The organism is Chitinophaga niabensis (genome assembly GCF_900129465.1).
Taxonomy (GTDB): domain Bacteria; phylum Bacteroidota; class Bacteroidia; order Chitinophagales; family Chitinophagaceae; genus Chitinophaga; species Chitinophaga niabensis.
The window spans coordinates 1,542,948-1,556,578 of the sequence record NZ_FSRA01000002.1 but is presented as its reverse complement, the minus strand read 5'-3'; the positions used below and the strand labels follow the sequence as shown (position 1 = coordinate 1,556,578).

Below are 13,631 nucleotides of genomic sequence, written 5' to 3'. Positions count from 1 at the left end.
ATATCGTAGGTTTGCCCCCGGTAAACGGTTGCCCCTTAGAAGATACCTTTCTTCTATCAGGCATTAATAGGGAATCCGGTTCAATTCCGGAGCTATCCCCGTAGCTGTGATCCTGCATCCTTATCTTTCTCCATAAGGAATGTTTTCCGGACTCTTTCAACCACTTCCCGTAACGGGAGGGAAGGTCAATCCGGGAAGCAGGAAAGCCAGAAGACCTGCCGTATACCTATTTTATCAGTCCGCGCTTTCGGGTGAAAAGCGGAGGGTGTAATTGCCTGTTCGAGATGGCTTCTATACTTTTCAGTATCTCCCATGCGTGTAATTAAAACAATTACATGAAAAAAAACATCTACACACCAATCGCAATTGCCTTGCTGGCAATGGGCCATGCAGGCTTCGCGCAGGATTCTTCGCGCGTGTCGCAACTTAACACCGTAGTAGTTACTGCTACCAAATTCGCCAAAAAACAAAGTGAAACCGGTAAGGTGCTCACTGTTATTGGCCGTGAACAAATTGAAAGGAACATCGGCCGCTCTGTAAGTGATGTACTGAACGAACAAGCCGGCATCGTGATCAACGGTGTAGGTTCCAACCCCGGTAAAAACAAAGAACTGTATTTCCGTGGCGCCACTTCTCAATATACCACTATCCTCTTAGATGGTATCCCGGCTGCAGATGCTACCGGCCTTACCGGGAATGCTATCGACCTTCGTTTTATGCCGGTAGACCTCATCGAAAGGATAGAGATCCTGCGCGGTACACAATCCACCCTGTATGGCGCAGACGCCATTGCGGGTGTGATCAATATCATCACTAAAAAAGGCGGTGCAAAACCCATCAGCGGTTTCGGCAACCTTACCTGGGGCAGCAACCGCAGCCTGAAAGGAACAGTTGGCCTTCGCGGGCACCAGGAGAACGTTGACTATAACGTGAGCTTCACCCATTTTGAAACAGATGGTATCTCCGAAGCCGCCCCTCACGATACGGTGACCAATCCGCAATTCGACAGGGATGGTTACAAACAGAATGCAGTAATGGTGAACCTGGGCATCCAGGCTACAGAACATCTGAAACTGCAACCCTTCTTCGTATACTCTGATTACAAAAGCTCTTACGACGGTGGCCCATTTGTGGATGCCCTGAAGAACACCAACAAATCAGACCTTATCCATACCGGCATCCGTGGTATCTACGACCTGAACGGTAAAGGAGAAGTTCGCGCCAATTTCGGCTACCAGAAAGTAACACGGGTAGACGAAAGCCAGTGGGGCGTACTTCCATTAGATGGCCGTTCTTATTTCGCGGATGTGTATGGCCACTATAGCATCAATGAATGGTTCCAGGTACTGGCAGGAGTTGAATATCGTAAAGCAGAACTGATAGACACCGTTAATTTCCTTGTCAACAAATTCAGCGCACGCACACAATTCAATACCAGCCCTTATGTGTCTGTGTTCATCAAAAACCTGCATGGCTTTAGCTTTGAAGCAGGCGGCCGTTATACCCTGCATTCCAAGTTCGGCAATAACTTCACTTACAGCCTCAACCCTTCTTACCTGGTGGCAGATAAGCTGAAACTGTTCGTGAACGTTTCTTCCGGGTTCAAAGCACCTACTTTAACTGCCCTGTATGCTTCTTATGGAGATGAGAACCTGAAAGCAGAAAAAGCTACCAGCTATGAAGCCGGCTTCCAGACCTTCCTCATAAAAGATAAACTGGACCTGCGCGTAGTAGGCTTCAAGCGCGACATTAAAGACGTGATCGCCTATATCGGTAACAAGTACATGAACTTTAACAAACAGAACGATAAAGGAATAGAAGTGGAACTGGCCGTACACCCTGCAAAAGGCCTGGATGTTAAAGTATTCTACGCCTATGTGGAAGGCCAGGTAACTACCAGGGCCGGTACAAAAGATACTACCTACAATAACCTCGTACGCCGTCCTAATCACAGTGGTGGTTTGAACATTGCTTACCAGGTATTGCCGAAAGTATTCGTAAGCACCAATATCCGCCAGGTAGGTACCAGGAACGACCTGTACTTCCCACCATGGCCAAACCCTTCTCAGAATGTTGAGCTGAAAGCTTATACCATCTGGGATATGTATGCAGAATACCGCTTCTCTGACAATGGCCGTTTATTCTTTAATGCAAATAATATCACCAATAACAAAAAATATTGGGAAATTTACGGATACTCCGTGCAGGGCTTTAACATGCAGGCCGGAATATCATTCAGTTTGTAATATTTAAATACTATACCCGTCATGTCAATTAAAAACTTACAGCCCCGCTTTTTTGTATTGCTGTTATTCATCGTAGTAGCAGGTGTACTGCGGATCACCGCAGCAGGTGAGATCACGCCCTTCTCCAATTTTTCTCCTGTAGGGGCCATGGCCTTATTTGGCGGTGCTTACTTTGCAGACAAATGGAAAAGTTATGTGTTCCCACTGCTCACCCTCTTCCTCGGTGATGTGATCATGAGCCAAACCATCTATAAAGCATATGCCACCGGTATATTGTACGAAGGATGGATCTGGACGTACCTGGGCTTTGCCGCCATGGTATTAACCGGGCAGCTCATCATCAAAAAAGTGCGGATCACCAGCGTGGTCGCTGCCAGTGTGGTCGCCGCCATTGTATTCTGGTTGCTGGCTGACTTTGGTACATGGACCACAGCCTATAATATTGACATGACAACCGGTCTTCCCTTCACAAAAGATGCACAAGGCCTTGTGAAATGTTACATACAAGGGTTGCCGTTAGTAAAGAATACCATACTGAGTAACCTGGTGTTCAGTGCTATCTTCTTCGGTTTATTCGAGTTGATGCAGAACAAAATACCAGCACTGTCTATTCCCAGATAATTTTACAAAGGGGCTGGCTGCATAGCCGGCCCCTTTATATAAAACTACCAACATGGTCGCCTGCTCCTTCCTCCCCGCCGCAACACAAATGATCTATGATATGGGCCTGCAACACCTGTTGCATGGCGTTACGTTTGAATGCCCGCCGGTTGCGCTGGCGGAAAAACAACGGGTAGTACGCTACGTACTGGAAGGAAATACTTACAGCAGTGAGGAAATAGACCGCATCTTTTCTGCCTCCAAAGCACAGGGCAAGAGTTTGTATTATGTGGATGATGCTGTTCTGGGAGTTATTGCGCCGGATGTGATCTTTACACAGGATGTTTGCGAAGTATGCCAGATAGATACACATTGCACGCAGCAGGCCGTTTATAAATTACCGAAACTCCCCGAGCTGGTGAGCCTCAGCCCCAATAACCTACAGGATGTTTTCAATTGTGCCATCACCATAGGAAAAGCATTGGGAGAAGAAGAAGCCGCTTACCGTTACCTCGCACGTTTGCAGGAACGTTTAGACCTTACGGTAGATACTTTACGGGCACACCGTGCTCCCTTACGCCGTGTGATGATCATGGAATGGATGGCCCCTGTGTATAACTGCGGCCACTGGATCCCTTACCAGGTTGCTTATGCAGGTGGGGTAGACATGTTATCCAATCCCGCCGGCGACTCCATCGTTACCCCCTGGGAAAAGATCCTCCGCTATGATCCCGAAGTACTGGTGATAGCTCCCTGTGGTTTTCTCACAGAACGTTCCGCGCAGGAATTACATCTAGTAACCCAGGTACCCGGTTGGGACCAATTACAAGCCGTACGTAATAACCATGTATTCCTGGCCGATTACGATCTCTTCACCCAACCCAGCGCCAGCACCTTAACAGATGGCATTACCGTGCTTTCTCATCTTTTCCACCCTGAAATATTTCCCATTCCCGCTGAATTACAACACAAGTTCAGAACACTGGACCTCCAGCATGCGTAATAGAATTATAGTATCTTTGCGCCGGAATGAGGGATATATTTTTAATAAGGCATACTACGCCTGACGTGATTTACGGCACCTGCTACGGATTTACAGACCTGGACCTGGCCAGCACTTTTCATACAGAGGCTGCCCGTGTGCAGAACATCTTACCGGCAAAAGACTTTACCGTTTTCGCCAGCCCCCTGCAACGATGCAGCAAACTGGCCGAATTCCTTTTCGGCACTCCCTTTGCAACCGATGAACGTTTACGCGAAGTGAATTTCGGTGACTGGGAAATGCAAACCTGGACGGACATTGCCATCACCACTCCCAAGACCTGGATGGCAGATTACCTCTACAACCCCATGCCCAATGGCGAAAGTTACGCCGCTCTCTACGAACGCAGTGTGGCCGCTTTCCAGGAAATACTAAAAACAGAAGAAGATACCGTTATCGTTACCCACGGCGGTGTGATCCGTTCCATTTTAGCTTACGCCACCAATACGGCCCTGGAAGATTCTTATGGGATCAGGGTAGAATATGGCCGGGTGGCCCATTTGAGGGTAAATGAGGAGGGGTTTGAGGTGAAAGGGTTGAATTTGTAATAAAAAAGGCCGCCCCGGGAAGAGCAGCCTTTTTAAGATTAAGATCACTTTATCATCCACATCTTCGCATTAATATCATCTACCGCAGAATTAAACTGTTTCTGCACTGCATCCTTCCAATTCTTTTCATTAGAAGCACGATGACTGTCAGGATACTTAAACCGCATGGGTATCACCCCATTATTCCCAGTCCCTGCACCCACACTGAAAACCGGCACACCTGTTCTTCTCCAGTTGAGGTAAGCTTCAAAGTCCGAACCCTGGAAAAACGCCAGGTACTTTTGCGTTAAGATCTGCGTCAGGCCGGTAGCATTATTTCCTGCATACTTAACGGATGGCTGCTGATAATACACGCCTTCAAAATTGAAGGGGATAGTATAGTTAGTGCCTGCATACACTTTGGTCACATTGCCCGGCACATCAACCGGTATACCGTAGAAAGACAATGATGCACGGATACCTTTCTTATACCAGTCTTCCGCATTCCCTGTGATCCAGTTACGATTGATCGCTTCTGCGATGTTGAAACACATTTCAGCATATCCGATATACACCTGTGGCTCCGGTGAATACCCTGAATAATAACGGCTCCTGCTTCTGAGCGAATAAGCCGCATTCACCACATCTGCCATTTTAGACGACATATCATCCAGGCTTTCGCCAGAAGGCGCACCTACATACGCTGTAATATCAGCAGGTGTTTTACCGTTCTTCAATTGCTGTGTGGCGGGTTCCGCAGTAATGTAAGCACGCGGGTCGTTCAGGCTCACCAGTTTGTTCAGGTAGGTGGCAGACATATTATACCGTGTAGCATCGTTACCCAGGTTATCCGGGTTGATAGGATACTTGTTGATATTGTTGTAGGTATACTGCATGTTCTGCTGTATGCCCGTCATCAAAGGATACTTAGCGGGGTTGTTCACTACATCTGCAAACTGCTGGCCCACCTTCAATTCCGCATCTGCTGTTTTCATACTCAGGCTGATCAATACACGCAAACGCAAAGTATTCACCGTACGCTGCCAGTTTTCCAGGTTATTGCCAAAGTAGAAATCGTTGGATAAGATCTGGCCTACACTGGTATTACTTTTATCCGGGTTCACGATGAGCTGTGTAAGATCGGTGTTGGCCTCATCCAGCCATTTCAGTACCTGGAGGAAGATCGCCTTCTGATCATCATACACAGGATAGAGGTTATCTTTTCCTTTCAAAGCCTCCGTCATGGGCAGATCACCTACCATTACCGTCATACGGTAAAAGAGGAATGCTTTAAAGAATTTACCCAATGCTGCATAAGGGTTCACCGTAGCACCACCCAAACGTTTGGCCTCTGATTCCATTTTCAGCACATTGGCAAGGGTATAGTAATCGTTGGATTTAGCCCCACCCCAATCGTAACGTTGGTTACCATAGTAGTTGTAGTTACAGGCATCGAACTGGTTCCAGCGCATTACATCACTCCAGGGAGAATTGATGTTCACACTGCTGAGGATCCCTGTTAACACCAGGCCGGGAGGAACTTGCAGCGGCTTGTTGTTATTCATTTCATATTCCGAGAACTGCTTGCTGCAACCTGTAGCGCCAAGGCCAAGTACTGCAACGAAGGCTAATATTTTGATCGCTTTCATGATAGTATGATTTAGAAGGTAACATTGAGATTCACCCCATAACGGCGGGTGCTGGGAGATTGCAGACCGGAACCACTCTGGTCGCCGGCATACTGGTCAATATCCACATCTTTATATTTTGCGAAATACAACAGGTTCCTGCCCACCAGGGATATGTTGGCCTGACGGATGAAAGACCGGCTCAGAATGCTTTGTGGTACAGTATAACCGATCACCACTTCCCGCAGTTTCATGAACGTTTTGCTGATCATGTTCGCCTCCATGGTATTGTAGTAGAAGCTGATATAGTCTTGCAGGAAGGTTTTGGTGGTGTTGGGAGCGTATTGCAGGTCTTTGTAGTTGGTCACTTTACCATCGTTATCATACTGAATAGCAGCGCCGTTGTTGATAACCACACCATCTCCTACCCATGATTTCACACCTTTATAATCCTGGTAACGCGCTTCTCCCATTTTACCCTGTACCGTACTGATATGACGGCCGCCACGGAAGGTTTGCTGCTGGATGTAATTGTTCATGCGGCCACCTACACGGCCATCGAACTGGAAGTTGAAAGAAAAAGACTTATAACGGAATGTATTGTTCACTGCCCATACCCAGTCAGGGTTAGCGTATCCCAGGAACTGGTTCACGGGAGATTTGATAGGCCTGCCGCTGCCATCGTTGATCAGTTTGCCATCCGGTGTTCTTACAAAAGCCTGCCCATAGATACCATCTACCCTGTCTCCTGCTTTATAGAAAGTGTTCAGTGTATTTACACCAGGATAGAAATCCACATAACGTTCTTTGAAAGCAGACCAGTTCACCATCACATCCCAGTTCAAGCCACTCGTATTGCGCAGTGGAGAACCGGTGAGGGATAATTCCCAGCCTTTCTTGCGGGTTACCACACCATTCACCAGGTACTTTTCTGCACCGGTTGCATCTGTGATCGGGAAATTATAGATGCGCGGGCCATCCTTCGTAACAAAATAAGTAACGTCCAAACCTACACGATTACGGAACAAACGCAGGTCCATCCCAGTTTCATAAGCTGTACTGGAGAAAGGTTTCAGGTCAGGGTTGGCAATTGTCCTGGAATAGATGGCGCCTACTTTGGAATCATATATAGGGCGTACATCGTATCCGGCAGAGTTTTCAAAAGAAGGGCCATCATAAGAGGACTGGTATTCTGTACCATAACCCAGCGGGAAAGTAGCCTGTGGCGTAGCTCCAATTGTAGGCATCGTCAAACCACCTTTTACGTTGGCATAAGAACCTCTGAACTTCAACATATCTATCCACTCAGGCAGTTTCACGTAATCAGATACCACCGTACTAAGGGAAACGGATGGATAGAAATAAACATCATTGCCTTTGGGAAGCGTAGACAATTTATCATAACGGCCGGTTAAAGATAAAGTAGCGTATTTGGAGAAAGAAAGGTCCGCATAACCATATCCGCTCAATACCAGCATGTCTGATCTAAAGTTGCTGGCCTTCAGCGGGTTCAATGTATTGGCAAATGCATACCAGCCTGGTACGTTCAGATAATCTGTAGTGGTGAAGCTGGAATTATAGGTGAAAGAACGGGCGTTAGCACCAACCGAAGCTTTCAGGCTGATGTTTTTAGCAATCTCGTCGTGATAAGTGAGCAGCACATCTGTGTTGTTCTCAAACATGGAACGTTTATCTTCCCTGTAATCGCCCAAACCGGCTTCTCTTCCATAGGGGTGTGCAGAGTAAGGCAATTTTTCATTCCGCAGCATATCATAGGAGGTCACCTGTGAACGGGCCAGCACATCCAGGTTGTCAGAAATCTTGTAAGTCAGCTTCATATACCCGTTGATATCTGTTTTATAGTGGCCACGCTTCCATTCCATTACCTGGAACCAGGGATTGGTATAACGTTGGTATTCTGCGAAGATGGACTGGATACCTTCTTTACCGGGCTGCCAGTAATTACGCATGGCATCTACATCCCAGTCTGCACCTGTCCAGATAGTGATGTTATAGATAAGGCTGTTGGGGCCGTAGGCCACATCCGGGAAATTGGGTGTGTACTGGCGGTTATAATTCAGGTAACCATCTAAACGTAATCTCTTAGACAGGTCGTAACCCGCAGAGATATTAAAGTTGGTGATGCTTAATTTACTGTTGGGGATAATGCTTTTTTGTTGGGAGTGCGAAAGGGAGAAACGCAGATCATAATTCTCTCCTCTTGCAGAAACAGAAAGGTTGTTCGTGCTGAGCACACCTGTTTGCAGGAACCTGTTCAGGTTATCCTTTCCGCGTGCCAGCCAGGGAGTAGGGGTACGCACACCTGTAACGGGGTCAACCGGACTATCATACTGCGGAATGGGCTGGCCTTCAAACTTAGGGCCCCATACATCATAGTCCCCATCATTTGTTCCGCCGCCACGGCCATCTTTGAATGCATATTTACCATGGTCGCCAGGGCCGTAATCATTCTGTGTTTTAGGAATTGCCAGGAAACCTTTGTCGAACATAGTGCTGGAATTAAACTCTACGGAAAAGCCCCTTTTATCTTTAGAGCCTCTTTTGGTAGTGATCATAATAGCGCCGTTCAAACCGCGGGAACCGTACAAAGCAGAAGCGGTAGCTCCTTTCAGTACGGTATAACTTTCAATGTCATCCGGGGAAATGTTCCAGGTATCTGAGTTGATGGGCACACCATCCACTACAAACAACCCGATCTTACTACCACGCAGCAGGAGTTGCGGAGAAGCGAGCAATTCCGGGGAAGCGCCTACAGTAAGACCAGCTACCTTACCTACCAAACCATTGATAGGATTAGGTTCGCGGGCTTTAATAAGGTCTGCCCCCTTTACTTCCTGCACAGAATACCCCAGGGCCTTTTTATCTTTTTTAATGCCGAGCGCTGTTACTACTACTTCGCCTAAATTCTTTTTGTCTGTTTGCAGGGTGATGATAATAGAAGATTGTCCGTCCACTTTGATCTCCTGGCTGAGGAAACCAATGAAAGAAACCTGGAGTACTGCGCCATTGGCAGCTTTGATAGAAAAGGCCCCCTGTCCGTCTGTAACCGTACCAGTACCGGTACCTTTTACTTTCACAGAGGCGCCGGGCACCGGTTGCAGATCTTCGGACTGGACCTTTCCGGAGATCATTTGTTGTGCCCACGAGGCTGTGCAAGTGAGCAGCAGGGCCAGCATGAGGAATGCTGCCCGCAAGTTAGGTTGAAAACTGTGTTGCATAGTAGTAGGATTAAGCGATTTAGCGATGTAAAGTTGTTCAGTCTATATGACCTAAATGTTAAGCAATACTAAATTAACAGTATAGAAATATTAAAATAATAATTACTTAACACGGGGCGGTTTTTTACTAATTCTAAACTGTCGATCTTCGTTTGGAGAAATTAAAATCGGCCATAATAAAGGGTTTATGGGATTTTCAAGAAAAAAACTTCTGCTTATCCCTTGTAAGTTAAGGAATTTTCATAATTTACAAATATTAAACAATGTCTACCGGCCAGCTATTGTAATACTAAACATTGAAAATCGGTCATGTTTAAGAAACGGCTACAGGATTCCTCTGGAATCTTCTTTATTGTTTGGTGCTTACTCGCTTCGTTTGGCACCTATTTCTGTATGTATGCATTCCGTAAACCTTTCAATACGGGTTTGTATGCAAACCTGGAATTGTTTGGTATCGGCTACAAAAGCGTACTGATCATTGCACAGGTGATGGGATATATGTTGTCCAAGTTCATCGGTATAAAAGTGATCTCCGAATTGCAGCCATCCCGGCGTATCCGGCTGATCATTGCCCTGATCCTTTTTGCAGAAGTCTCCCTGCTGGGTTTTGGCCTGGTACCTTATCCCTATAACTTTTTCTTCCTTTTTCTCAATGGCCTGCCCTTAGGCATGGTCTGGGGTGTGATCTTCAGTTTCCTGGAAGGCCGCCGGTTCACGGAAATACTGGGCATGGGGCTCAGTATCAGCATCATTGCAGCTTCCGGTGTTTTGAAAACAGTCTATATGGAGATCCATGATCTTTTCCCTTTTATCTCTGAATTCTGGATGCCCTTCACCATCGGGCTTGTATTTTTGCCCCTGTTCTGCTTTTTTGTCTGGATGCTTTCTGTAATACCCGCGCCAAACGATACCGATAAATTATTAAGGGCAGAGCGGCAGCCCATGAATGCTGAAGATAAACGTACTGTTATCCGGAAATACGGCCCCGGCCTGCTGTGCATCCTGCTGAGCTATTGTTTGCTCACCACCCTGCGCGATTTCCGGGATAACTTTTCCGTAGAAATATGGAACGATATTTCCGGCACACATTGGAATAAAGCGGTATTCTCGCAAACGGAATTACTCAGTACCCTGATCGTAGTCTGCTGTGTAGCACCCCTGTCACTTATCCGCAGTAATATCCGCGGATTCTGGGCTACACAGGGTTTGATCATCTTTGGCATACTCATGTCCGGTTTGAGTACTTTTTTGTTTTACCAAGCATGGATCAGTCCATTTATGTGGATGTTATTGTTAGGCACTGGTTTATTCTTAGCGTACATTCCCATACAGATAGCCATATTCGAAAGGCTGATAGGCTTATTTAAAATGAAGGCGAATGCGGGGTTCTTTGTATACGGCTGCGATGCTACGGGTTATCTTGGTAGCGTAGGCTTATTATTATACCGGGAATTTTTCATGAAAGATCTTCGCTGGAGCAGGGTATTAATGCAGTTCAGTTATGTGATGTGCTTTACCTGCCTGGCATTGCTCCTGCTTTCCCTGGTATTTTTCAACCGCAAATACGGGATCAGCAAACTATTTCAATCCCCGGGTGCAGGTCCTGAACCACCCGTGAACATGAAGAATATTACTTTACATCAATAGCATACATGAAGAAATTATTATTTACACCGGGGCCATTATCCACGTCCCGCACAGTAAAGGAGGCAGCCCTGGAAGATATGGGTTCCCGGGACGAAGCATTTATTGCTACCATCCGGTACATCCGGAATGCTTTATTACAACTCGGCCAGGTATCCAAAGAGGAAGGTTATGAAACGGTGATCGTACAAGGCTCCGGTACTTTTGGAGTGGAAAGTGTGATCAGCAGTATCATTGGACCAGGCGATCATTTATTGGTACTGAGTAATGGAGCTTATGGCGAACGGATCGTTAAGATGGCCGTCATCCACAAACTACCGCATACGGTATTGCGGTTTGAAGAAGATGAGATCACAGATCCTGCAATGGTAGCTGCATTTTTAACTGCACATCCGGAGGTAACACATGTAGCCTGCATTCATAGTGAAACTACAACAGGCCTGTTCAATCCTATCAAAGAGATCGGTGCTTTATGTGCGGCGAATGGCAAAACATTTATCGTGGATGCTATGAGTAGTTTCGGCGGTGTAGCATTAGATATCAAAGCCTGCAACATCCAGTTCCTGGTTTCTTCTTCCAATAAATGCATAGAAGGCATTCCCGGTTTTGCTTTCGCGATCGCGCAGCGGGAAGCTTTGCAAAAAGCAAAAGGCCAGGCACGCAGTCTCAGTCTTGATCTGTATGATCAATGGTATGGATTGGAAACCAGTGGCCAGTTCAGGTTCACGCCTCCTACACTGAGCATGATGGCATTTCGCCAGGCATTAAAAGAATTGGAAGAAGAAGGAGGAATAGCGGCCAGGGAAAAACGTTACCGCACCAATAAATCTATCCTGGATAATGGCATGGCGGCCTTAGGTTTTAAACAATATTTAAAGCCCGAGATCCAGGGCCATATCATCACCTCCTTTTTATACCCGGAGCATCCGGCGTTCAACTTCGAAACATTCTACCGCAAACTGAGTGACAGGAATTTTGTGATCTATCCCGGCAAGCTCAGCAAAACCAATGCTTTCCGCATAGGTAACATCGGGCAGATCTTCCCGGAAGATGTAGCAGCACTGGTGAAAGCAATCGGAGAGATCTTACAGGAAGAAAATATTTCCATATAACATAGCTATCATGTAATAGGCCCCTGATGTTCATCGGGGGCTTTTTGTTTTAGGAAGATAAAAACCATCCGCGGCAGAGCGTTTTCACCTTTTAAAAAACAAAGAGCCTCCCGTTGGAACGGGAGGCTGTGCTGTAAATTATACAATAAAGAGTACCAACTACCAAGGCATCGAAAACGTCTTTACATAGGTAAAACACTTCATCGCTTCAATCACGCCCTCTTTAATCCCCAGCCCGGAATCCTTCACCCCTCCAAAGGGAGAATTCTCAATCCTATACCCTGGTACTTCATTAATATTCACCGTTCCCATACGCAAATGCTTCACTGCATAGATCGCTTTCTCCATATCTCTTGTAACGATACCGGAAGAAAGCCCATAAGCCGTCCCATTCGCCAAGGCTATCGCATCCTCCAGGTCCTTCACTTTCATGATCGGTGCCAGCGGCCCAAAAGATTCCTGTACCACCATCTGTGCATCCCTTGGAACATCCACGATCACCGTAGGTTCCAGCGATGCCCCTTTACGACGGCCACCATATAATACTTTAGCCCCCTGTGCAACCGCTTTCTTCACCACATCTTCCAGGTAAACAGCAGCAGGTTCATCAATAACAGTACCCACACGGGTAGCAGCATCCGCAGGATCCCCGCAGATATATTCTTTCGTTTTCTCCACGAAACGTTTTACAAACTCATCGTGGATACTCTCCTGCACAAGGATACGCTTCACGGCTGTACAACGCTGTCCGGAATTCCTGTAAGATCCTTCCGCAGCTAATGTAACCGCCAGGTCCATATCAGCATCTTCAAGAATGATCAATGGATCATTGCCCCCCAATTCCAGGATCACTTTTTTGTACCCTGCCTGTTTAGCAATATGTTTCCCTACTGCCACACTTCCTGTAAAAGACACTAACTCTACGCGAGGGTCCTGCACCAATACTTCCGCTACTTCGGCCGTAGGGCCCAGTAACACACTCAGCATATGATGCGGCAGCCCTGCTTCATACAGCAATTCCACTAAACGTATAGCCGTGAGGGGAGTTTTCTCTGAAGGTTTTAAGATCACCGGGGTACCGGTAGCAATGGCAGGTGCAATCTTATGCGCCACCTGGTTCAGCGGATGATTAAAAGGCGTAATGGCCACCGCAAGGGATAAAGGTTCCCGCAGCGTAAAGATCTTACGGGCTTTACCTTGCGGAGAAATATCACAGGAGAAAACCTGCCCATCGTCCTTCAGGGCTTCAATAGCCGCAAAGTGTAATACATCTCTTGCGCGCCCTACCTCGTAGCGGGTTTCACGGAGGCAAAGCCCCGATTCAGACATGATCAGCTGTGCAAATTCCTCTTTTCGCTCCTCCAGCAGTTGGCGTGCTTTATCCAGCACAGCAAAACGATCATACCTGGTTAATAGGGGGCCGCCTTTCAGACCCGCTGCAATAGCAGCCTCAGTATCTTTGCGATTACCCAAAGTAACGGTGCCCACTAAACGTCCATCGTAAGGGCTTTTTACTTCCAGCAATACATCGGACTGTAATGGTGTACCGGCAATATAGCCGGTTAAAGAAGTGACCTCATCTAATACAAGCAT

Annotated in this window: 9 protein-coding genes and 1 riboswitch; of the genes, 6 read left to right on the top strand and 3 right to left on the bottom strand. The window is 46.8% G+C overall.

Features of this window, described 5'->3' with window-relative positions; all coding sequences use genetic code 11:
• Nucleotides 1-8 precede the first annotated feature (8 nt).
• Nucleotides 9-237, top strand: a riboswitch (cobalamin riboswitch).
• 98 nt (nt 238-335) lie between these two features.
• The 4 genes from BUR42_RS23570 to cobC are packed head-to-tail and all read left to right on the top strand — an operon-like array spanning nt 336 to nt 4,436.
• Nucleotides 336-2,246, top strand: coding sequence for a TonB-dependent receptor plug domain-containing protein (locus BUR42_RS23570; protein ID WP_084185781.1), 1,911 nt, complete (start codon nt 336-338; stop codon nt 2,244-2,246).
• 21 nt (nt 2,247-2,267) lie between these two features.
• Entirely contained in the window at nt 2,268-2,867 is a 600-nt protein-coding gene (locus tag BUR42_RS23565; RefSeq protein ID WP_084185780.1) for a DUF6580 family putative transport protein, read from the top strand.
• A gap of 52 nt (nt 2,868-2,919) precedes the next feature.
• Nucleotides 2,920-3,849, top strand: coding sequence for an ABC transporter substrate-binding protein (locus BUR42_RS23560; protein ID WP_074242031.1), 930 nt, complete (start codon nt 2,920-2,922; stop codon nt 3,847-3,849).
• 26 nt (nt 3,850-3,875) lie between these two features.
• Nucleotides 3,876-4,436 carry an alpha-ribazole phosphatase family protein gene (gene cobC / locus BUR42_RS23555; RefSeq protein WP_074242030.1) on the top strand — a complete coding sequence of 187 codons (561 nt, stop codon included), beginning with the start codon at nt 3,876-3,878 and terminating at the stop codon, nt 4,434-4,436.
• A gap of 44 nt (nt 4,437-4,480) precedes the next feature.
• On the opposite strand, the gene BUR42_RS23550 is transcribed toward cobC, so the two are convergent.
• Nucleotides 4,481-6,064: a SusD/RagB family nutrient-binding outer membrane lipoprotein gene (locus BUR42_RS23550; RefSeq protein WP_074242029.1), complete on the bottom strand. Its 1,584-nt coding sequence runs from the start codon at nt 6,062-6,064 to the stop codon at nt 4,481-4,483.
• Nucleotides 6,065-6,075: 11 nt separating this feature from the next.
• Nucleotides 6,076-9,282 carry a SusC/RagA family TonB-linked outer membrane protein gene (locus BUR42_RS23545; RefSeq protein WP_143197560.1) on the bottom strand — a complete coding sequence of 1,069 codons (3,207 nt, stop codon included), beginning with the start codon at nt 9,280-9,282 and terminating at the stop codon, nt 6,076-6,078.
• Between the two features lie 393 nt (nt 9,283-9,675).
• Here BUR42_RS23545 and BUR42_RS23540 point away from each other — a divergent pair, with 393 nt between their 5' ends.
• Both BUR42_RS23540 and BUR42_RS23535 read left to right on the top strand, forming a co-directional pair.
• The gene (locus tag BUR42_RS23540) at nt 9,676-10,929 is read left to right on the top strand and encodes a DUF5690 family protein (RefSeq protein ID WP_200798355.1); all 1,254 of its coding nucleotides are present in this window, start codon (nt 9,676-9,678) and stop codon (nt 10,927-10,929) included.
• A gap of 5 nt (nt 10,930-10,934) precedes the next feature.
• Nucleotides 10,935-12,038, top strand: coding sequence for a 2-aminoethylphosphonate--pyruvate transaminase (locus BUR42_RS23535; protein WP_074242027.1), 1,104 nt, complete (start codon nt 10,935-10,937; stop codon nt 12,036-12,038).
• 159 nt (nt 12,039-12,197) lie between these two features.
• On the opposite strand, the gene phnY is transcribed toward BUR42_RS23535, so the two are convergent.
• Nucleotides 12,198-13,631 carry a phosphonoacetaldehyde dehydrogenase gene (gene phnY / locus BUR42_RS23530; protein ID WP_074242026.1) on the bottom strand — a complete coding sequence of 478 codons (1,434 nt, stop codon included), beginning with the start codon at nt 13,629-13,631 and terminating at the stop codon, nt 12,198-12,200.